This window comes from Nocardiopsis coralliicola (assembly GCF_054779695.1).
The window spans coordinates 1-21,413 of the sequence record NZ_BAAGXT010000037.1 but is presented as its reverse complement, the minus strand read 5'-3'; the positions used below and the strand labels follow the sequence as shown (position 1 = coordinate 21,413).

At 72.9% G+C, this 21,413-nt stretch carries 13 protein-coding genes and 1 pseudogene; 3 read left to right on the top strand and 11 right to left on the bottom strand.

What is annotated here, in order from left to right; all coding sequences use genetic code 11:
* Positions 1 to 44: 44 nt before the first annotated feature.
* From trxB to ACYVGT_RS21135, 7 genes are all read right to left on the bottom strand, one after another.
* Positions 45 to 977 carry a thioredoxin-disulfide reductase gene (gene trxB, locus ACYVGT_RS21165; RefSeq protein ID WP_460861219.1) on the bottom strand — a complete coding sequence of 311 codons (933 nt, stop codon included), beginning with the start codon at positions 975 to 977 and terminating at the stop codon, positions 45 to 47.
* A 343-nt stretch (positions 978 to 1,320) separates the two neighbouring features.
* Positions 1,321 to 2,370 (bottom strand): anti-sigma factor family protein, encoded by a 1,050-nt coding sequence (locus tag ACYVGT_RS21160; protein ID WP_460861217.1) that lies wholly within the window; start codon positions 2,368 to 2,370, stop codon positions 1,321 to 1,323.
* Complete coding sequence (gene sigM, locus ACYVGT_RS21155) at positions 2,367 to 2,990, bottom strand: RNA polymerase sigma factor SigM (protein WP_460861290.1); 624 nt, start codon at positions 2,988 to 2,990, stop codon at positions 2,367 to 2,369. The genes ACYVGT_RS21160 and sigM overlap by 4 nt, the downstream gene beginning before the upstream one ends.
* 8 nt (positions 2,991 to 2,998) lie before the next feature.
* On the bottom strand, positions 2,999 to 4,531 hold the full coding sequence (locus ACYVGT_RS21150; protein ID WP_460861214.1) for a protein kinase family protein: 1,533 nt from the start codon (positions 4,529 to 4,531) through the stop codon (positions 2,999 to 3,001).
* A gap of 237 nt (positions 4,532 to 4,768) precedes the next feature.
* A complete protein-coding gene (gene murJ, locus ACYVGT_RS21145; protein ID WP_460861212.1) occupies positions 4,769 to 6,604 on the bottom strand; it encodes a murein biosynthesis integral membrane protein MurJ in 1,836 nt (611 codons plus the stop codon).
* Between the two features lie 246 nt (positions 6,605 to 6,850).
* The gene (gene murJ, locus ACYVGT_RS21140; protein WP_460861210.1) at positions 6,851 to 8,458 is read right to left on the bottom strand and encodes a murein biosynthesis integral membrane protein MurJ; all 1,608 of its coding nucleotides are present in this window, start codon (positions 8,456 to 8,458) and stop codon (positions 6,851 to 6,853) included.
* A gap of 627 nt (positions 8,459 to 9,085) precedes the next feature.
* Positions 9,086 to 11,710 (bottom strand): DUF6049 family protein, encoded by a 2,625-nt coding sequence (locus ACYVGT_RS21135; RefSeq protein WP_460861208.1) that lies wholly within the window; start codon positions 11,708 to 11,710, stop codon positions 9,086 to 9,088.
* Positions 11,711 to 11,936: 226 nt separating this feature from the next.
* Between ACYVGT_RS21135 and ACYVGT_RS21130 the strand changes: the two genes are divergently transcribed.
* Complete coding sequence (locus tag ACYVGT_RS21130; protein WP_460861206.1) at positions 11,937 to 13,418, top strand: CCA tRNA nucleotidyltransferase; 1,482 nt, start codon at positions 11,937 to 11,939, stop codon at positions 13,416 to 13,418.
* Between the two features lie 184 nt (positions 13,419 to 13,602).
* On the opposite strand, the gene ACYVGT_RS21125 is transcribed toward ACYVGT_RS21130, so the two are convergent.
* The 4 genes from ACYVGT_RS21125 to ACYVGT_RS21110 all read right to left on the bottom strand — a co-directional run bounded on the left by ACYVGT_RS21125 (position 13,603) and on the right by ACYVGT_RS21110 (position 17,686).
* Entirely contained in the window at positions 13,603 to 14,919 is a 1,317-nt protein-coding gene (locus ACYVGT_RS21125) for an MFS transporter (protein WP_460861204.1), read from the bottom strand.
* A gap of 160 nt (positions 14,920 to 15,079) precedes the next feature.
* Positions 15,080 to 15,760 (bottom strand): hypothetical protein, encoded by a 681-nt coding sequence (locus ACYVGT_RS21120; protein ID WP_460861202.1) that lies wholly within the window; start codon positions 15,758 to 15,760, stop codon positions 15,080 to 15,082.
* 187 nt (positions 15,761 to 15,947) lie between these two features.
* Positions 15,948 to 17,021, bottom strand: a complete 1,074-nt coding sequence (locus ACYVGT_RS21115; protein WP_460861200.1) for an inositol-3-phosphate synthase — start codon at positions 17,019 to 17,021, stop codon at positions 15,948 to 15,950.
* A 59-nt stretch (positions 17,022 to 17,080) separates the two neighbouring features.
* Positions 17,081 to 17,686 (bottom strand): PadR family transcriptional regulator, encoded by a 606-nt coding sequence (locus tag ACYVGT_RS21110; protein ID WP_460861198.1) that lies wholly within the window; start codon positions 17,684 to 17,686, stop codon positions 17,081 to 17,083.
* A 395-nt stretch (positions 17,687 to 18,081) separates the two neighbouring features.
* Between ACYVGT_RS21110 and ACYVGT_RS21105 the strand changes: the two genes are divergently transcribed.
* Together ACYVGT_RS21105 and ACYVGT_RS21100 are read left to right on the top strand one after the other, a co-directional pair.
* Positions 18,082 to 20,277 carry a transglycosylase domain-containing protein gene (locus ACYVGT_RS21105; RefSeq protein WP_460861195.1) on the top strand — a complete coding sequence of 732 codons (2,196 nt, stop codon included), beginning with the start codon at positions 18,082 to 18,084 and terminating at the stop codon, positions 20,275 to 20,277.
* Between the two features lie 878 nt (positions 20,278 to 21,155).
* Positions 21,156 to 21,413 (top strand): annotated as a pseudogene (locus tag ACYVGT_RS21100) (transglycosylase domain-containing protein); the annotation flags it as partial.

The following is a 21,413-nucleotide window of genomic DNA, read 5'->3' as shown; positions in this document are numbered from 1 at the left end:
GGCTTCGGTCGTGCACAGCGGCGGCGGAGCCCCTCCGCGCCGCCTCAGTCGTTCAGGCTCTCCAGGTAGCGCTCGGCGTCCAGCGCGGCCGAACTGCCGGTGCCGGCGGCCGTGATCGCCTGGCGGTAGACGTGGTCCACCACGTCGCCGCAGGCGAAGACGCCGGGAATCTTCGTCTTCGTGGTGGGGTGCTCCACGGTGAGGTAGCCCTCGCCGTCCAGGTCGAGCTGGTCGGTGAAGAGCTCCACGCGCGGGTCGTGGCCGATCGCCACGAACACACCGGTCACGTCGAGTCGGCTCTCCTCACCGGTGAGCCGATTGCGCAGGCCCACTCCGGTCACCTTGGAGTCGCCGAAGACCTCGGTGACCTCGGAGTCCCACACGAACCGGATCTTCTCGCTGTCGAAGGCGCGCTGCTGCATGATCTTGCTGGCGCGGAGCTCGTCGCGGCGGTGCACGATGGTCACCGACTTCGCGAACCGGGTGAGGAAGGTGGCCTCCTCCATCGCGGTGTCGCCGCCGCCGACCACCACGATGTCCTGGTCGCGGAAGAAGAACCCGTCGCAGGTAGCGCACCACGAGGTGCCGCGGCCGGAGTACTCCTTCTCGCCGGGAACGCCGAGTTCGCGGTAGCCGGAGCCGGTAGCGATGATGACGGACTTGGCGCGGTGGACCTCTTCGCCCACCTTGACGATCTTCGGGTCGGCGGCGAGGTCGACCTCGGTCACGTCGTCGGCCACCAGTTCGGCGCCGAAGCGCTCGGCCTGCTTCCGCATGTTGTCCATGAGCTCGGGGCCCATAACGCCGTCGGGGAAGCCGGGGAAGTTGTCGACCTCGGTGGTGTTCATCAGCGCGCCGCCGGCGGTGATGGCCCCCTCGAACACCAGGGGGGCGAGGTCAGCGCGCGCGGCATACACGGCCGCGGTGTAGCCCGCGGGACCGGATCCGATGATGATTACGTTGCGGACGTCGCTCACGCTCGTCGGCCCTTCACTCGGCGTTGTGATCGGGGGGTCCTTGACCCTCCGCCAGGTCGTTCACTACCAACAGATGGTAGTTGCGGGCCATTCCCGCCGCGGACCGCAGGCTGGGTGGGACGGATCTCGGGCTGCGCCGCGCGCCCAGGTCGGACCGCCCGGAAGCGTGCGATGCCGCGGGGAGCCCCGGCCGGCGCCCGGCTGCCGCGGCGTCCCGCACCGGCGGGTGCGACATCGGAGGGGACGGCTGCGCCAGGTTGCGGCGGTTCGCCCCGGCGCGCCCGAAAGGCGCGGAACGGGAAGGCCGGGGGCCGATCCGGGATGCCGGTGCAGGGCCGGGGCGTCAGGGCGCCTGGACGGCGGTCTCCGCGAGGACGGAGGCGTCGGCGTCGGGACCGGAGCAGCTGGCGTCGATCACGGTGACCTGGTAGCTGGAACGGTCGTCCGCCGAGGGCCCGGTCGGGGAGAAGAGCACCCAGGCAGCCACGGAATCGCCGTCCGCGGGCGCGTAGGTGGCGATGTCGACGAGGTCCGGACGGACGTCATCGGCCGCAGGGAGCCCCTCAATGCACGAGGACAGCGCTGCAGGCGCCTCGTCGGGCTCGGTAAGGGTGATGTTCTCCGAGTCGCCCTGGGGCAGCTCAGCGCCTTCCTCGGCGCCCTTGCCGCTGTCGGGAGACGGCAGGGACGGACCGGCAGCGCGGAGTACCTCGGATGCCTGCCGCTGCAGGCCGCTCTCGGTATAGGGGGTGCCGCTCTCCGTGAGCAGCGGCTGGTAGGGCATGATTGCCGCGGGCTCGTCGCCCTCCCCGGGCGCTTCGGCGGTCCCTGCGCTGTCCTGCTGCCCGCTCAGCACGCCCTGGAAAAGCGCGGCGCCGCCGCCGATCACGAAGACGGCTGCGGCAGCGGCGGCGAGGTAGGGGAGCCACCGCGCGGTACGGCGCGGTCGCAGCGGGGTGACCTCGGCGCCTGCGGCGCCGTCCGGGTCGGCCGCGCGCGCTTGGGCCCGGGCCCGGCGCAGCTGGTCGGCCGTGTCATTGGGGTTGCCCTCGGGCGCTTCGACGGATTCGCTGCCCGGAGCGGGCGGGTCCGACTCCGCGGTAGCGGCGGACTGCCCAGTGCCGGTGGCCGGGGCTCCGGGAGGGGAGGCGGCGTCGCCGCGGCGTGCGGCTACTTCGGCAAGCACTGCGGCGCTCAGTTGCTCGGCGACGGAGTCAGGCAGCTCGGGTGCCGGTGCAGCGCCGAGGATGCCGGTGACCTCGCCGAGCGCTGCCTGCTGCTCGGCGCAGTGGGCGCAATCGGCCACGTGGGCCTGGACGAAGGTCGCTTCGTCGCCCTCCAGCAGCCCTTCGGCCGCCAGCGCGAGTACCTCCGTGTCGACATGAGACGTCACGATCTCTCGCCACCCCCTCTCGGAGTTGTGACGTCTCTGGGCCCTTCAGGGTTCCGGAGATGAACGAGATATGGCAGGAGTCTCGCGCGCCCGCGGGCACAGCGGCTCTTCACTGTGCCGGGGGCGATGTCGAGGATGGCGGCTGCCTCGTCGACGCGGTAGCCGAGCATGTCGACGAGAACGAGCGCCATGCGCTGCTCGGTGGGGATGCGGTCGAGCGCGGCGTGGACGTCGAGGGCGGAATCCGAGCGCCCGCTGGGGTCGGGGGTGGCAGCGGCCTTGGCGCGCTCATTCGACAGCACGTCGAGGGTGGCGTCATCGGTGGGCACCGCGGGCCGGACCATGCGCCGCCGCATGCGGTCGTGGCAGGCGTTCACGACGATCCGGTGCAGCCAGGTGCTGACGCGCGCCTCGCCGCGGAACCGGGATGCGGCGCGGAACGCGGACAGGAAAGCGTCCTGCAGGGCGTCGGAGGCTTCCTCTGGATCGCCGAGGACGCGGACCGCAACAGCCCACATACGCTCGCGGTGCCGCCGGACCAGTTCATCGAAGGCCCGGTCGTCACCGCCAGCGTGTCTCGACAACAACTCCTTGTCGGGGAGCTCCTGGACCGCGTCCATCAGCCTCGTCACGTCGTTCCGTGCAGTGTTACCTCGTTGATGCTCCCCTGGTAGCCGCCCCCGCTGGCAGGGAGATCAGTGAACCATACGAGGACGTAGCGGCCCTTGGCCGGGTCCTCGAGTTCGACGGTGGTCTCGCCGGTCGCGCTCTCCGCCGCGCCGGCGACGGGCATGGCGTCGAGGCTGGCATTGTCGCCCACCCGGACCTCGACGCTGTGGCCGCCGCTGCCCTCGCCGAGCACCAGGTCGGCCTCGTGCAGCTCCACCGAGCCGCCCATGTCGAAGACGAGGCCGACGCCCGGCTTCAGCTTGCCGAACTGCGGGCCCTGGTAGGTCGACGTCTTCCACGCGGTGGACGGGTCGCCGTCCATGGCGAGCGAAGCCTTGTCGCCGTGCTCGCCGTTGCCGTCGCCCTGGGGGTCGAAGTCGGTGACGCCGTCCGGCACGAGCTGCTCGGTGGCGGCCTCCTGCTCGGTACCCTCCTGGCCGCTGCCGGTCTCGGTGCCTTCGGTGGCGGGGGTGTTGAGGCTGGAGCCGATGTTCCATGCGCCCACCACGACGGCGATGAAGACCGCGACCGCGGCGGCGCCCATGCCGGCCTTGCGCAGCGTGCGCGTCCGGTCGGCCCGGGCAGCGGCTGCTGCCTGGCGGCGGCCCGTGCGGCCGCCCGCCTCGGTGCCCGCCGCCGAGGCGGGGAACTGGCCGGAGTTGCGGGACGTGCCGCGCTCGGGCGGCGGCGCCGCGGGGGCGTGCGCCGGCGAGACCGGGATGGGCACGAGGCGCGGAACATCCGCGAGCGCCTCGGCGACGTGCTGCGCGCTCGGCGCCGGACCAGGGCCGAGGGGAGCCTGGAACGCGGCGCGCAGGGCGAGCTCGTCGAAGCGGGCCGGAACGCCGGGCCGGACCTGGGACGGCCGCAGCGGTGCACCCTCCGGGCCGGCCGGAGCCGCCGGAAGGTCGACACCCGGCGGGCCGGGCCAGCGCGCGGTGAGCCCCGCGTACAGCAGGCGGCCCAGACCGCGGGCGTCAGCGACGGTGGCGTCGTCGGCAGCGATGCCGTGCAGCGCGGCGTCGACGCCGATACCGGTGAGCTTGACCGCGCCGCCGACGCTCCAGATGAGCTTGTCCGGCGTGAGATTGAGGTGGTAGAGGCCCGTCCCGTTGGCCGTGGCCAAGGTCTCCGCCGCTTCGGCGATGAGCCCGGCGGCCCGCTCCGGGTCCAGCGGGCCCTGCTTCTTCAGGAGGTCGGTCAGCGATTGGCCGACGACCCATTCCTCCACGACGTAGGGGGTGGGGCCGGAGTCGTCGGCGTCGAAGACCTGGGTGACACGGGAGTCGGCGATGCGGCTCGTTGCGCGCGCGGCGCGGACGGCCTCCGCCGTCCGGGGGAAGCCGTCGGCGAAGGTACGCACGCCGACGAGGCGGGCGAGGGTCTCATCGGTGGCCTTCCAGAAGGACGCGCCTTCGGATTCGCTCACCAGTTCGTCAAGGCGGTAGCGGCCTGCGAGCCGCGCGCCCGGCTCGATCATGGAAGTGCTCATGCCGGGAGTGACGGACGCGACGACCGGGGGGCCAGTAGCGGTGGATCCGCGCTGGGGCCGGCCAAGTCGGCTGTCCCTGACCTCCCTTCGGGCAGCTCGGCGGACATGGGTGTGGCGGGGGAGAACTGCTGTTCCATGCTAGGACGCCCGGACGGTGCCTCCGGAGGACAGGTGCACACCACTCGCTGCACTTCGCCCTCCTTCCTGCGGGTGCCTGCCGGTGCGGGGTCGGGATGATCAGCGGCGCAGCAGGCGGCTCCGTACCATACCGAAGAATGTTGTGACTTCGGTCACCCCGAGCCGCTGTGCGGTGGCGATGAACAGGAATGCGCCGACCAGGCCGCCGATCACGATCGACAGGAGCGGCGGCAGGTAGCTGCCGGGGAGGACGCCGAACGCGAGCACCATCGCAACCGCGAACACGGCACTGGGGATGGTGGCCGCGTACAGCAGGCCCAGAGTGCGCAGGGTGCGCCGCCCGTCCAACCCGTTGAGCGTACGCGACAGCATCCGCCAGGCGATGACCGAGCCGACGATGTAGTACATGCCGTAGGCGATCGGCAGCAGCACCACGACGAGGTGCGGCGGCGCGAAGAAGAGCAGGGCGACCGCCAGCACCGCGTGCGTGAGCTCCGCAGGGATGGCGATGAGCGACGGCGTGCGGGTGTCGCCGAGCGCGTAGAACACCCGCTGCTGCAGCTGGAACAGCGTGAACGGGATGAGCATGACGGAGAACGCCATCAGGATCAGGCCGATGCTCTGGGCGTCCTCGACCCGGGTGGCGCCGCGCGCGTAGAGCAGCACGCAGAACGGCACCGCGTAGACCACCATCGCGACCGAGATCGGCACCAGCAGCACCGAGGAGAGCCGGAAGCCGCGGGAGAAGTCGCTGCGGACCAGGTCCTTGCGGCCCTCGGCGACGTGCCCGCTCATCCGCGGCAGCAGCGCGGTGATCACCGAGACGGCGATGATCGCGTAGGGCAGCTGGTAGATCAGCGAGGCGTACTGGTAGGCGGTGATCCCGGCACCGGCCATCGACTCGCCGGCCTCGGCGGCGCGCACGCCCGCCCGGGTGGCGACGTTGGTGGTGACCAGCAGGCCGAATTGGACGATGCCGATGTAGAGCATCATCCAGCCGGCCGCGCGCAGCGGCTCGCTGAGGCCGACCCCGCGCAGGTCGAGCCGGGGGCGCCAGCGGAACCCGGCCCGCCACAGTGACCAGCCGAGGATGGCGGTCTGCAGCAGCTGGCCGAAGGTCGTTCCGGCGCCGAGCAGCGCGATCTCGCCCTCGGTGATGGTCTCCGGCGTGCTGCCCGGCCCCGCGATGCTCAGGAAGAGCAGGCCGACGCCCATGATGACGAGGTTCTGCAGGACCGGCGTCCACATGGGGGCGGCGAACCGGTTCCGCGCGTTCAGCATCGAGCTGGCGATACCGCTCGCGCCGATGAAGAAGATCTGCGCGAGCAGGAAGCGGGCCAGCTGGACCGCGACGTCGTGCTGCGCGCTGGTGAACTCGCCGGCGTAGATGCGGATCAGCCATTCGGCGGCGAGGATCCCGAGCAGCGTGATGGCAAAGAGGGCGAGCAGCATCGCGGTGAACAGGCGCTGCTCGGTGGCGTTGCCCCCGTCGGAGTCGGCCGCGCGCCGCTTCACCAGGAACGGGACGAACACGCTCGCCAGCAGGCCGCCGATGAGCAGGTCGTAGACGGCGAACGGCACCATGTTCGCGGTCTGGTAGGCGTCCCCGAGCAGCTGGGTGCCGAGCGCCGCGGCCAGCACCAGGGTGCGGCCGAAACCGGTGAGCCGGGAGAACACCGTTCCGAGGGCCATGATGGCGCTCGACTTGGCCAGGTTCGGGGCGCTGTGCGCGGCGCCGCCGATCTCGTTGCCCTCTTCCCCGGCCCGGTCTGCGGTGCCGAGGTCGCCGATGTCGCTCGGGTCGCGCTGCGTGGTGAGGCCGGACTCCGGAGCCGAGCCCGGTTCGGAGCGCTCGATCGAGTCGAGGACCTCCTCGGGCAGCAGCACCCGGGTGCGCTGCGGCCCGTCCTCGCTGCGGTTCTGGTCGTCAGGCACGGGAGAGCAATCGTGATCGGGGTCGGGGTGAGGCGCGCCGCAGCCGGGCAGGGCCGCTGCGGCGCCGCCGGGAGTGCGCGGGGGCGCCCGCCGGTTCGAACGGTGCCGAACGGGACGTTTGGGGGCGAGGGGACGAGGATACGCCCGCGGGCGGGCGGGCCGGACATCGGCGGTCCGGCGCGGCCGATGTCGGTCACCGGCCGGCCGTGCCGGACGGGGGCCGGAGCGTGCCGGGCTGCGGCCGGGTCAGCGCTTTGCGCGGGCCCGAACCAGGTCGATGGCGCCCTGCAGCTCGGGCACGCGGAGCAGCCGTGCCATGCCCAGGAACAGCACCACGCCCACCACGCTGCCGGTGAGCGGTGCGCCGAGGTTGGTGGCCAGGCCCTGCCCGAACTGCTGGGTGAACCACCACAGGATGCCGATCGCGGCGGCGACGCTGGGCACCGACGCCAGGTGCAGGCGCACCAGAGTGCCCAGGATCCGCGGGCCGTCCAGACCGCCCAGCCGCGCGCTCAGGATGGTCCCGGCGATGGCGAGGCCGGAGACGAACGACAGCATGAACCCGGCGGCGACGCCGACGACGACGCGGTCCGGAGGCAGGACCAGGTAGGCGCCGATCGCGAGCACGCTGTGCACCGCCACATTGGCGATGCTGATCATCGCCGGGGTGCGGGTGTCGCTCATCGCGTAGAAGACCCGCAGCATCAGCTGGAAGATGGTGAACGGCACCAGCCCCAGGGACATGACGGCGAGCACGATCCCGATGTTGCGGGCGTCCTCGACCGACGTGGAGCCGCGCGCGAACACCAGCACGGACAGCTGTACCGAGTACACCGCCATCGCGAGCGCGAGCGGCACCAGGAACAGCGCCGAGACGCGCAGCGTGCGGGAGAAGCCGTCGCGAACCTCGTGCCAGAGCCCGTCGTGGGCGTGCCCGCTCATCCGGGGCAGCAGCACCGTGATCAGGGAGACCGCGATGATCGCGTAGGGCAGCTGGAAGAGCTGGTAGGCGTAGTTGTAGGCGGTGAGGCCGGCGCCGACGCCGTAGCCCTGCTCCACGCTCGTGCTGCCGGCGCGGTTGGCGATGTTGGTGGTGACCAGGAAGCCGACCTGCGTCGTGCAGGTGTAGAGGAACATCCAGCCGGCGGTGCGCAGCGCCTCGCCGAGGCCGGAGCCGCGCAGGTCGAGCCGGGGCCGCCAGCGGAATCCGGTCCGCCACAGCGAGACGATCAGCGCGATGGTCTGCGCGACCATCCCGCAGGTGGTGCCGAGGCCGAGCAGGGCCAGCTCGCCGGAGGTGATCTCGCCCGGGTCCCGTCCGGGCCCGGCGACCAGCATGAACGCTGCGCCGACCGCGATGATCACCAGGTTGTTGAGCACCGGCGCCCAGACCGGGGCGCCGAACCGGTCGCGGGTGTTCAGCATTGCGCTGATCAGCCCGCTGAGGCCGACGAAGAAGATCTGCGCCAGCAGGAAGCGGGCGAGGTAGACCGAGACCTGCATCTGGGTCTCGGTGAACCCGCCGGCGTACAGGCTGAGCAGCCAGTGCGAAGCGGCGATCGCGGCCGCGCTCACCGCGAACAGCAGCAGCACCGCCGCGGTGAACAGGCGGTTCTCGGTGGCCTTGCCGCCGTCCGGGTCGCTCTTCCGCCGCTTCACCAGGAACGGGATGATGACGCTCGCCATCAGGCCCTGGATGAGCAGGTCATTGATGATGAACGGGATCGTGTTGGCGGTGTTGTAGGCGTCACCGAGGAGCTGGGTGCCCAGAGCGGCGGCCAGCACGATGGTGCGGATGAAACCGGTGATCCGGGAGGCCATCGTGCCGATGGCCATGATGGCGCTGGAGCGCATCGCTCCGCCGGCCGGCTGCGACCCGCCGTCTCCTGCGCCGTCTCCGGCGGCGCCGCCCTCCGGCGCGCCGGGGGAGTCGGCACCCGGACCGGGTGCGGGCCCGGTACCGGGCGGCGCAGCAGCGGCTCCGGCCGGCGGACCCTGCGGCGACGGCGCGGCAGGGGCGCCCGGAGCGCGGTGGCCGGAGGGGTCTCCGGGGGAGCTTGCGTGGGGATCGGTCGCCAACGGAGGAGGGTTCCCTTCATCCTCGGGGCTGTTCGTGCCGCCTGCTCGGCAGGGCCGCGCTGGTCGGCGGCTCCGCCGAGCGGCCCCTGCCGCTGCTGGAGGGGCGGGATGCCCGCCCTGGCGGGCACGCCGGGCGCTCTGGCACGGCACCGCACCTGGCCGCCGGGGCCGGGCGCGCGGGCGGCACGCGGGCCCTGTGCCGGAGCCGGGCGGACTCCGGCGAGCACAGCCTAGGGCGTGTTCGGTGGCTGGCGTCCGCAGCGAGCGGTTTCGGAGGTGTGTTCGGCTCGACCGGTGTCCGGGCGGGCCCGATTCCTCCTACTCGCCTCTCGACCGGGGAGAACGCAGCGGGGAGCGGGGCCAGCGCGACACGCAGCAGGACAGGTGTCCACCACACGCGCCCTAGTCCCGGTCGGGTCCGGAGCCGCCGTTCTCCTCGCGGCCGGTGCCGCTGCTTCCACTGCCGTCTCCGGAGCCGGCGTCCGCGGCCGGGTCCGACCCGCGGTCCGGCTCCGCAGGCCCGTCAGCGTCAGCGGCGTCGTCGTCAGCGGCGGCAGTGTCCTCTGTGGCCGCGGAGGACGCAGACGCGGGCTCAGCGGCTGCCTCCGGCGGGCCGGCGCCGTCAGCGGTCCGGTCGGCGGGCGCGCTCTCCCCGTCCGCAGCGGCGCTGTCGTCGGAGTGCGCGGCTCCTTCGGATCCGGCGGATGAACCGTCCTCGCCGGCCTTCGCCGCGCCGTCCTCCTCGCCGGGGTCCCCGCCTTCGGCGCCGCCGGCCGCCGCCGCGGTCTCGGCACCGCCGCCGTCCCGGCGCCGCCCCCACTTGCGGAGTGCGCGGGGGGCGAGGGCGGCGATGAGCACGAGCGCGCCGACACCGCTGATGATCATCGCCTGGTTGCCCAGCCCGGTCGCGCTGACCTGGGTGATGGTCTCCTCCGCGGTGATCGGCTCGCCCTGGGTGTTCTGCAGGCTCTGGTAGATCATCGTGCGGCCGTTGATCCGCGCGTTGAGCGGCACGTACACCGTGGTCTTGCGGCCGGGGCCGATCTCCATCTCGTCGGTGTAGTCCTCGATGCTCATCCGCTCGGAGTTCTCCGAGGAAATGGAGAGCTTCACCCGCACTGACTCGTGCTCGCCCTGCAGGTCGTTGGCGATGATGACGCCGATCGTGCCGGACTTGCTGGCCAGCGTCACCGGGTCGGTGGGAATGATCCGCACCTTGCCCAGGCTGGTCTCCACCGAACTGTGGATGAGGCCCACGGCGAGTGCCCCGCGGCCCTCCTCTTCGCGCCAGGCGGCCGAGGAGGCGCGCAGCACGGCGGGGCGGAACGGGTCGATGTCCTCGACCAGGATGCTGTTGAACAGCCGGACGCGGCCGCGCACCTCCTCGACCTCCGCCATGTGGTCGCTGTCCAGCCGCGACTCGTTGGCGGCGGTGTTGCTCGGCCCGGACCGCTCCGCGCCGGCGTCGCCGGACGCCTCCACGTCGTCGAGCTCGACCGCATCGAGCCAGGGGAGCTCGCCGGTGGCCGCCAGCACACCGGAGGCGAAGTCGGCGCCGGGATTCCAGGTAGCGGGCGGCATCGCAACGACGGTGCGGTCGCCGCCCTCCTCACCGCCGATCATGGCCGTCTCCGCGATGAACCGCTGCTGGGCGAGCGCGCCTTCGCCGGCCCCGCGGCTGGGCATCGCCAGGGCCTCGGTGATGCCGGCGTCGGCAACCAGGCCGGTGGCCTCGCCGTCCGGTGCGGCGTCGACGGTGAGCGGTGCTCCGGCCGAGGGCGTGTGGTCGACCCAGTCCTGGGCCGGCATCGCGGCCTCGCTCAGCAGGAACCGGTCTGCGCCGTGCTCGGCGAGGAACTCGTAGGTGGGGCCGTCGGCCACCCCGCCCGGCGGCAGCGCGTACGCGGGGTCGGCCTTGGTGCCCAGGGTGCGCTGCACCGAATCGCCGCCGATCCGCACGGCGGTGTTCAGGTCGCCCTCCAGGTCGGCGTCGAGCATGGCCGGGATGTCCGGGTCGGCGTAGGGGGTGGCGATGACGCTGCCGCCGGAGACGGCGGACCGCGCCTCCTGGAGCCACAGCTGCGCCGCCGGGGACGCTTCGTGCGCGGTGGTGGGCGGCTCCTGGCCGCCGGTCTCCGCCGCCGGGTCGTCGAGCACCCGGAAGGCACCGCCGGACATGCGCTCGATGTCGGAGAGGACGCTCGGGTCGACCGCCCAGGTGATCGGCGTGCTGCCGGAGCCGGTCCGCTCGGCCGCGGTGGTGTCGCTCGCGGTGCCCGACCGCGGCGAATCGCTGGCCGTCGGCGACGGGGACGGCTCGGGCTCCTCTTCCTCGAGGTCGCCGGGCTGCAAGGTGACCGCGTCATCCTGCGCGCCGGCCACGAGCAGCCGCCCCAGCCGCCCCTGCGGCCCGACGCTGGAGGCCAGGTCGGTGCTGAGGTAGGTGTTGTCGTCGGTGCGGCGCGGATAGTCCATCAGCGGCCACACCCAGGCGATGTCGACCTTCGACGGCGCGTCCTCGCCCGCGTAGGGCAGGAAGGTGCGGACCGAAGCGACCGCGTCGCCGGAGCCGTCCACCAGCTCCACCGCCATCGGGAAGACGCCGAACCCGTCCAGGTCCAGGGACGCCTCCTTCGCGGTGAGCGTGAACGCCGACGCGTCACCGGGCTCCAGCGCGTCCGGGATCTCGGTGTCCGGGCCGACCGAGGGGGTGGCGGAGGTGCCCTCGCCCTCGGCGAACTCGGTCAGCTGCCCCCGCTCGTAGAAGGGGACGCTGCTGTAGCGCAGCCGCACGGAGAGGTCGTCGAGCGGCTCGTCTGCGGTGTTGGAGACCTGCCCGGTGATGCGCAGGGTGTCGCCCGATTCCACGGCCCGCGGAGTGATCGCGTCGAGGATGAGGGGGGAGTCCCCGGCCTCCGGCTCTGCCGGCGCGGTTTCCGGCGCCTGTGCAGGATAGAAAGCGGCCAGTGCCGGGATCAGGACGGCGGTCGTGGCCACGACCGCGCCCAGGTGAGCAATTCGACGCACGCCAGTTGGTTTCCAGTCGGGTTGGACGGTGGCCGACGGGGGAGGGCGCATACCCCGCCGCAACCGGATCCGTGCTGTGCGTCAGCACGCGGGGGCGCTGTGCGAGGTGCGCTATCGGACCTGACGATACCCCCTCTGCGGGCCTGTCCCGAAGTAGGAGAGCCCCGGCGCGGGCGGGACTCTGCCGATTCGCACCGGAGGCCCGCTGCGCCTACCCTCTACACCTGTGCCGAACACTGCGCTTCCAGGAGAAACCCCGCGTCCCCCGGGGGAGCCGACCGAGGAGCAGCGGGCCGCTGTGGCCGCGCTGTTCGCCTCGCTCGACCCCTCTGTTGCCGAGCTGGGCGAGAGGTTTGCCGGGGCCGGTCGCGAGCTGGCGCTCGTCGGCGGCCCGGTTCGGGACGCGCTCCTGGGCCGCGACGTCCACGACATCGACCTCACCACCGACGCCGTGCCCCAGCAGGTGCTGGACATCGTGGACGGCTGGGCCGACGCCGTGTGGACCGTCGGCATCGACTTCGGCACCGTCGGGCTGCGCAAGGGCGGCACGCAGCTGGAGATCACCACCTACCGCAGCGAGTCCTATTCGCCGAAGTCCCGCAAGCCCGAGGTCGACTACGGCACTTCGCTCACCGAGGACCTGCGGCGCCGCGATTTCACCGTGAACGCGATGGCGGTCCGGCTGCCGGACCGCTCCTTCGCCGACCCGTTCGGCGGCCTCGCCGACCTCGCCGCGCAGCGGCTCCGCACGCCGGGCCGGCCGGAGGACTCCTTCAGCGACGACCCGCTGCGCATCATGCGCGCCGTGCGGTTCGCCGCCCAGCTCGGCTTCGCGGTGGCACCGGAGGTGCGCGAGGCCGCGGCGGGCATGGCCGACCGGCTCTCCATCGTCTCCGCCGAGCGCATCCGCGACGAGCTGTCCAAGCTGCTGCTGAGCCCCCAGCCGCGGACCGGCATCGAACTCATGACCGACCTCGGAGTGGCGGCCTACGTCCTGCCGGAGATCCCCCGGCTGCAGATGGAGATCGACGAACACCACCGGCACAAGGACGTCTACGAGCACTCCCTGACAGTGCTCGACCAGGCGATCGAGCTGGAGAGGGCCCGCGGCATGCAGCCCGACCTGGTGCTGCGCCTGGCCGCCCTGCTGCACGACGTCGGCAAGCCGAAGACGCGGGCCTACGAGTCGGGCGGCCGGGTCACCTTCCACCACCACGAGGTGGTCGGCGCGTCGATGAGCCGGAACCGGCTCTCCGCGCTGCGCTTCCCCAAGGACGTCATCGCGTCGGTGCAGACCCTCGTGGCGCTGCACCTGCGCTTCCACGGATACGGCAAGGGGGAGTGGACCGACTCCGCGGTGCGCCGCTATGCACGCGACGCCGGAGACCAGCTGCCGCGGCTGCACGTGCTCACCCGCGCCGACTGCACGACGCGCAACCGCCGCAAGGCGGCCGCGCTCAGCCGCGCCTACGACGACATCGAACAGCGGATCGAGCGGCTCGCCGAGGAGGAGGAGCTGGACCGGATCCGGCCCGACCTCGACGGCGACGCCATCCAGCAGGCCCTCGGCATCAAGCCCGGCCCGCTCGTCGGCAAGGCGTACCGGTTCCTGCTGGAGCTGCGCCTGGAGAACGGGCCGATGGATCCGGACGAGGCCGAGCGGGCGCTGCTGGAGTGGGCCAGGAGCCAGGGCATCCTCGACGGCTGAGCGCGCGGCGGGGCGGTGCGCCGACATGTCGGTACGGCGCCCTGCGGACAGATTGCTCTGCCGACAGGGCGCTGCAGAGACAGGGCTCCTTGTCGACAAAGCACTCTGCCGACGGAGCGGAAACCGCTCGCGGCGGGGGTGAGGGGAGCCGGCGCCGGCCGGGGACCGCGCGCACCGCTCGGTCCTATCGCGTGTGCGGCGCCGCAGCCGGCCGTGGGCCGTACGGTCCGCCGCGGCCGCCGCGCGCCCGCAGCAGCCAGCCGCCCGCCAGCGCCAGGTAGGCCGCCGCCATGGCGCCGACGACCCACGGGGCGACGCCCGAGGGCGGCACCGCCACCGCCGACACCCCGGCGGCCGCCACGAAGCACGCGTTGAAGAGCATGTCGTAGACGGAGAAGACGCGGCCCCGGTAGGCGTCGTCCACATTGCGCTGGACCAGGGTGTCGACGGTGACCTTGACCCCCTGCGACACCGTGCCCAGGGCAAACGCCGCGACCGGGAACAGGGCGGGGGAGAACGGCAGCCCGAACACCAGAAGCGACCCGGCCCCGGCGGCCAGCAGTACCGCGATCCAGGCGTCCGGCGCCAGGCGCTGCGTCGCCCACGGGGTGGCCACCGCGCCAGCGAAGAAGCCCGCGCCCGACGCGGCGAGCGCCACCGAGAAGCCGGCGAGCCCGGCCACACCGCCGCTGGTGAAGGTGTTGTTGTAGAGCAGCAGCGTCATCAGCGTGGAGATGCCGAAGAGGAACCGGTGCGCGCCGATCGTGGCCAGCCCGGCGCGGACCGGCCGCCGCGACCAGACGTGCCGCACTCCCGCGGCCATCCCGGTGGCCACATCGGCCGCCGCCGACCGCAGCCGTACCCGGGCGGCGCCGCCTGCCGGCCCCAGCTCGGCCCGGCCCAGCGTCAGCGCGACCGCGGCCGCGGCGGCGAACCCCGCGCCCGCGCCGGCCAGGACGAGGCCGGTGCCGAGCGCGCCGTCCCCGCCGATCAGGCGCAGCCCCGCCGCTGCGCCGGCGCCGAGGAACGACGCGATCGTGCCGCAGGTGGGCGTGACCGCATTGGCCATCATCAGCCGGTCGGCCGGCACCACGTGCGGCAGCGCCGCCGACAGCGCCGCCAGGTAGAAGCGGTTCACGCTGAGCAGCAGGAGCGCGGCCGCGAAGAACAGCGGCCCGTCTGCCCCGGTGGCGGCGAGCACGCCGGTCAGCGCGGCGAGCCCCGCCTTGGCGAGCGCGGCGATGAGGAGCACCTGGCGGCGGTGCCAGCGGTCGATCAGGACGCCGGCGAACGGCCCCACCACCGAGAACGGCAGCAGCAGGACGGCGAACGCGGCCGCCACCGCGCCGGCCGTGGTCTGCTGCTCGGGGGAGAAGAACACGTAGCCGGCCAGCCCGGCCTGGTAGACGCCGTCGGAGAACTGCGACACCACGCGTGTGGTGAACAGCCTGCGGAAGCGGGGGCCCTGCAGGACGGTTCGGAGATCACCGAAGAACGACACGGGGTCAGCGTAGGGCGTGTCTGCCGGGGCGGGCGCGGCTGGTGCGGCGGGTGGGGCGCCGCCGGAGCCGTGCTCTCCGAACGGCGCCGAGGCGGGGTGCACGGCACCGGCAGGCGGCCCGTGCAGCCGGGATGCAGGTCCCGCGAACGCGGCGGTGTCCTCAGCGCGGTTCGAGAACGCCCTCTGCAGTGGCGATCTGGCCGTCGTGGAGGATGCTGGTCACCTCCGCGTCGATCGATCCGCCGGAACCGGTGAGGTTCACCGCACCGTTGTCCGCGCAGTCGCTGTCGTTCTCCACGATGTAGGCGAAGGTGAGCGTGCCGCTGCCGGTGCTGCTCTCCACCACCTCCCACGTGCACTCGCCGTCGCCGCTGGGCATGCCCGACTCGCGGGCCTCGGCCACCTCGCCGTTCTCGATGGTGAGGTGCATGGTCCAGGTGCCGGCGGAATCGCCGTTCGCGTGGAACTGCTCCATCTCCGCGTCCCACACGCCGTCGAAGCCGGCCGCCGCCGGGGAGCCCTCTTCCGCCCCCGTGCTTCCGCCTCCGCCGGAGGAGGCCTCCTCCGGACTGCCGGCACTGCTCAGGACCAGGTAAGCGCCGGCACCGATGCCGCCGATCAGCAGAACCCCGGCGCCGACGACGGCCGCGATGGCCAGGCCGGTGCCGCTGCTCTTCTTCGGGGGGCGGCCCGGCGGTGGCGCCTGGCCGGGATAGGGCGGCTGCTGCGGCGGGGGCGGCCCCTGCCAGCCCGGACCGGGGGCGCTGTACTGCGGCCCCGCGGGGCCGCCCTGGGGGCCCGGGCCGTACGGGGGCGGTGGACCGTGCGGGGGATAGGACACGGAAAGCTCCTCGGTCGCTCTGCGCGGCGCAGAAGGGGCGGGGACCAGGAAAGCGTAGCGTCCGAAGGCGGACCGCCCAGGCGGGTCCGCTCCGTTCCGCCCCGCCGCCGGCAGAGGCACGCCCGCCCCGGGCGCGGGGTGCGGCCGGGGCGGAGGAGGGAGCGGGGGGCGCTCAGCGCGCCGGGCGTCAGCCGTCTCCGTTGATGAACGCCTCGACGGCGTCATAGGCCGCGCTGTCGCTGTACTGCTCCGGCGGGGACTTCATGAAGTAGGAGGACGCCGACAGGATCGGGCCGCCGATGCCGCGGTCCTTGGCGATCTTTGCGGCGCGCAGCGCGTCGATGATGATGCCGGCCGAGTTCGGGGAGTCCCACACCTCGAGCTTGTATTCCAGGCTGAGCGGCGCGTCGCCGAACGCGCGGCCCTCCAGCCGGACGTAGGCCCACTTGCGGTCGTCCAGCCACGGCACGTGGTCCGAGGGGCCGATGTGCACCGACCCCGCGTCGAGCTCGTGCGGGATCTGCGAGGTCACCGACTGCGTCTTCGAGACCTTCTTGGACTCCAGGCGCTCGCGCTCGAGCATGTTCTTGAAGTCCATGTTGCCGCCGAAGTTGAGCTGGTAGGTGCGGTCGACAACGACGCCGCGGTCCTCGAACAGCTTCGCCAGTACGCGGTGCGTGATGGTGGCGCCCACCTGCGACTTGATGTCGTCGCCGACGATGGGGACGCCGGCGTCGGTGAACTTCTGCGCCCACTCGGGGTCGGAGGCGATGAACACGGGCAGGGCGTTGACGAAGGCGACCCCGGCGTCCAGCGCGCACTGCGCGTAGAACCGGTCGGCGTCCTCGGACCCGACGGGCAGGTAGCTGACCAGTACGTCCACCTGCGCCGCCTTGAGCGCGGCGACGACGTCGACCGGATCGGCGGCGGACTCCTCGATGGTCTCCCGGTAGTACCGGCCGAGGCCGTCGTAGGTCGGGCCGCGCTGTACGGTCACCCCGGTCGGCGGCACGTCGCAGAGCGAGAGCGTGTTGTTCTCGCTCGCGGTGATCGCGTCGGCCAGGTCCTGGCCCACCTTCTTCGCGTCGACGTCGAACGCCGCGACGAACTCGACGTCGCGCACGTGGTAGGGGCCGAAGCGGACGTGCATCAGGCCGGGGACGCGGGCGTCCTCGTCGGCATCCCGGTAGTAGTGCACGCCCTGGACGAGCGACGCCGCACAGTTGCCGACGCCGACCACGGCTACGCGTACCGAACCCATTGGTCCTTACTCCTTCATGATCCGTTGACTCAGATGCCGGTGCTGGCCGCCGCGGTAGGTCACCGCGGCCCGGTGGGCGGCGGGGCGGTTCCGCCGATGCTTTCACCGCCTGCCGGGGCGGGCGGCGCGCACCGCCGCTCGCGGTCGATGAGGCCGTCCAGCCAGGCGACCTCTCCCTCCAGCGCCGCGGCGCGGTGCCGGTGCAGCTCGCACGCGTAGGGGTCGGCGCCCACTTCGGGGTCGCAGAGCCGGGCGCGCAGCCGGTCCAGCTGGTGCTGCAGGCGCAGGCGCCGTTCCCGCAGGATGTGCAGCCGCACGTCCTGGCGCGTGCGGGAGAACAGGGAGAAGTGAACGCCGAAGCAGTGCTCGTCCTCCGCGGCCGGCTCCGTGTCGGACAGCAGGGTGTGCAGTGCTTCGCGCCCGTCAGGAGTGGCCCGGTAGACGATCCGCGACGGGCGGCGGCCCGCTCCGGCACCGTCTTCGCGGGTGATCAGGCCGCGCCGCAGCAGCGACTTCAGGCAGGGGTAGAGCGACCCGTAGGAGAAGGCGCGGAACGCCCCCAGTTCGTGGTCCAGGCGCTTGCGCAGCTCGTAGCCGTGCATGGGCGCGCCGGACAGGTGGGCGAGAACGGCCGCTTCCAGCATCCGCGCACCGTTGCCCGCCATCGCCGCCCCCTGTCGCGCTCGTGCCGCCCCGCGTGCAGCTGCTTGTCCCGCACGGGCCGTGCGCCGCGGATCTCCGGGACGGGCGGGCCCGCGACCGACTATATCCATCCGATATGCCGACCCCGGCGGTCAGGTGACGTAACCGGGCATACCGCCGCGACCAGGTAGGATTCCCGAGACGATTTCGACATGCAATCGATATGCGGGATAGATTCCTGAAGTGGTAGTGCCGATTCCCCCGCGGCTGCCGGAACCGACGGGCCTGCTGAGGCCGCGATGCGAGGACGTGCGTGGACGACACCGTGGGGGGCGGCGCCGCAGCGCCGCGACGCCGTGGAGGCGCCGGCGGAGCCGGCGGAGTGGGCCGCGGGCGCCGCTGGCTGCACAGGATCCTGATGGTCCTGTCCGGAGTGGTGATCGCCGGTGTGGCGGCTTTCCTGGCCGCCTACGCGCTGACGCCGTCCGCCGACCGGCTCCAGCCGCAGAGCGACGCGGACGTGTCGGCGTCGCGCATCTTCTACGAGGACGGCTCGCGCGCCGCGACGACCGGCGCGGTCAACCGCACCAAGGTGCAGCGCGAGGACATCCCGGACGGAGTGATCGCCGGAGTCCTCGGTGCCGAGCAGCACGACTTCTACGCCGTCCCGGGCGTCTCCGTCTCCGGCACGATGCGCGCGATCCTGTCCGGAGGGGAAGCCGGCGGCGGCTCCACCATCACCCAGCAGATGGCGCGCAACTACTACGACGGCCTCTCCCAGGAGCGCAGCTACGTCCGCAAGATCAAGGAGATCTTCATCTCGCTGCGGGTCGCCCAGGAGACGACGCCGGACCAGATCATCACCCAGTACCTGAACACCATCTACTTCGGGCGCAACGCCTACGGCATCCAGGCCGCAGCGCAGGCGTACTTCGGCAAGGACGTGCAGGAGCTGGACGCCGCCGAGGGCGCCTACCTGGCCTCGCTCATCCAGCAGCCGAGCACCTTCACCGACCCGGAGCCGGGCTCGGCCGCCGAGCAGTCGCTCCGCGACCGCTGGGAGTACACGGTGCGCGGCGCGGTCAAGGTCCGCGCGGGCGACCCCGAGCACGGGATCACCCAGGAAGAGGCCGACCAGCTGGAATTCCCGGAAGCGGTGCCGTGGAACGGCGGGCAGGACGACACCCCGCCGCGCGAGGGCTACATCCGCGACGCCGTGGTGCGCGAGTTCGGCAACCGCTACGACCTCACCGACCAGCAGATCGCGACCGGCGGCTATGAGATCCACACCTCGCTCGACTCCGACCTGATGGACGCCGCTGAGGACGCCTTCGCCGACACCCTCGGCGAGGTGGACGCGGAGACCGTCCAGGGCCTGGCCGCCGTTGAACCGGAGACCGGCGAGATCCGCGCGTTCCACGGCGGCACCGACCCGGTCGCCGACACCGACAACTCCCTAGTGCAGCGCGCGCAGGCCGGCTCGGCGTTCAAGCCCTACGTGCTCGCCGCGGGCCTCGCCGACGGGCGGAGCCTGAACACCGTCTACGACGGCGGCTCGCCGCGCTCCTTCCCCGGACTCTCCGCGCCGGTCCGCAACAACGAGGGACGCAGCTACGGCCCGGTGTCGCTGCTCCAGGCCACCGAGAACTCGGTCAACACCGCCTACGTGGACCTGGCGGTCGACGTCGGCCCGGAGAAGGTGCGCGACACCGCCGAAGCGGCCGGCATCCCGGCGAGCCAGTTCGAAACGGCCGGTCTGGGACCCAACATCGCGCTGGGCACCTACCAGGTGACCGAACTGGACCAGGCGTCCGGCTTCGCGACCTTCGCCAACGAGGGCGTGCACATGCCCCGGCACATGATCACCGAGGTGTCCGGCCCCGACGGCCCGATCGACCCGGTCGACGCGGAGGCGCTGGATACCGGTACCCGTGCGGTCAGCACCGGGGTCGCCGCCGACACCACCTACGCCCTGCAGCAGGTGGTGGAGGGCGGCACCGGCTCTTCGGCGGCACTGGCCGACGGCCGTCCCGCCGCCGGCAAGACCGGTACCACCGACAGTGCCACCGCGGCCTGGTTCGCCGGGTACACCCCGCAGCTGTCCGTGGCGGTCGGCCTCAGCCGGGCCGACGGCCAGCCGCTGGAGCTGCCCGGAGTGGGCAGCGTCTACGGCGGCACCACCTCGGCCCTCATCTGGAAGCAGTTCATGGAGCGGGCCATGGAAGGCGAGCCGGTGCGCGAGTTCCCCGCGCCGGCCTGGGGCGGCTCGGCCGAGCGCGGCGGCGGCAGCCAGGAGCCCGATGTGCCCCCCGGCGGCGTTCTCCCCGGCACCGGCGAGGCTCGGCCCGACGAGCCGGAGGAGTCCGAGCCCGCGGAGGACGGCGGCAGTGACGCACCGACCGGGGAGCCCGGCGGCGGCGAATCGCCGGACGAGGACGACGGCGGCAACGGCGGCGAAGACGGAACCGGCGGCGATCCCGACCCCGGCCAGGGCGGCGACGGCGGGGACACCGGCGGCGGCGACCCGGGGGGTGGCGGCGGCGCCGGAGGGGACCAGGACGGCGCCGGAGGCGGCAGCCAGGGCGGCGGTGCCGCGCCCGGCGCGGCCCAGTAGCCGCCGGCTGCGGCAGACGGGAGGCAGGGGACTCCCGGGGCAGTAGAGACCGCAGTTCCGGTCCCCGGCGCGGCGCTGCGCGCCGGAGGCCCTCCGCCCCTATCCCCCTGCAGAACCCTTCCCGCGGCCCTGCAACGCCATGGCGCCCTGTCCCTGTAGAGCCGTGTCGACACGGCGACAGATCCCTGCAGCGACAGGGCGGTACACCGACACGCCGCCCGGCCGTCCCGACCGGCGGTGCCGGCCTCGCGCACCGCTGCCGTGCGCGGAACGTGACGGGCCTGATCCGCTCCGATGCGGCCGGGCCCTCCGCTGCCCGGCGCCCCGCACGACTGTTGCGCAGATAACATCCAGGGGTGTTGCGCCCGGGATCGCCGCCGTGCGTGCCGCGCGGGAGCGCGGCGCCGGGTTTCGGCGGCATCCTCCGTGGTCACGCGGTGTTGCTGGACCGTGGCGGTCGAGGGTGTCGCGCCGACCCGTACGCTGGGCTCCGCCGAACATAGGGTGTCCAGACCGTGATCGGCGGCGGAGCGTCGCAGGGGTACCCTCCCCGCTGGGTTGTGCTATGCGATGCTGTGGCCTTAGCGTGACGCGTGCTTTGCACGGCGCCCGCTGCTGCGCCCGTATGAGGGCCCGCCAGAGAGGTCCACGACAGGAGGAAGCCGAGGACCACGTCTTCCGGCCGGGCGGAAAACCCCGCCCCTGGGTTGCGCGTCACATGAGATGAGCGAGGAAACCGCCGCTCCCCCCGGTGCGACGGTGCGCTTGTCGGCGCGGTCCGGGAGTTCCGGCCGGTACGTATCCCCCAGGGGGACCGCACGGTCCCCTTCCACCCGAGTCGTCAGGCCCATCGGCCGTAGAGATGCAATCGAGGACGCGTGAGTACCGAGAGACGACGTAACGCCGGCGGAGGCCGCCGCAGGGCCGACGGCCCCGCGCCGGAGCCGCGCGGCAGCGGCGGCAGGCGGCGGGCCGACGGCCCGCCGCAGGACGAACGCGTCGGGCGCCGCAGGGGAGAAGCAGGCGACGACGGCGGTTTCTGGGATGACGAGCAGCCGCGCCGGCGCCGCGCCCCCGAACCGCGCGAGCGCGGTCCCCGCGACCGGGAGCGCGAGCGCGATCCGCGCGGCCGCGAC

Coding starts and splice junctions, on each gene's coding strand:
- ACYVGT_RS21105 (WP_460861195.1), top strand. CDS start 18,082: ATGGTCCTGTCCGGAGTGGTGATCGCCGGTGTGGCGGCTTTCCTGGCC.
- ACYVGT_RS21150 (WP_460861214.1), bottom strand. CDS start 4,531: ATGAGCACTTCCATGATCGAGCCGGGCGCGCGGCTCGCAGGCCGCTAC.
- sigM (WP_460861290.1), bottom strand. CDS start 2,990: ATGGACGCGGTCCAGGAGCTCCCCGACAAGGAGTTGTTGTCGAGACAC.
- ACYVGT_RS21110 (WP_460861198.1), bottom strand. CDS start 17,686: ATGGCGGGCAACGGTGCGCGGATGCTGGAAGCGGCCGTTCTCGCCCAC.
- murJ (WP_460861210.1), bottom strand. CDS start 8,458: ATGCGCTCCAGCGCCATCATGGCCATCGGCACGATGGCCTCCCGGATC.
- ACYVGT_RS21115 (WP_460861200.1), bottom strand. CDS start 17,021: ATGGGTTCGGTACGCGTAGCCGTGGTCGGCGTCGGCAACTGTGCGGCG.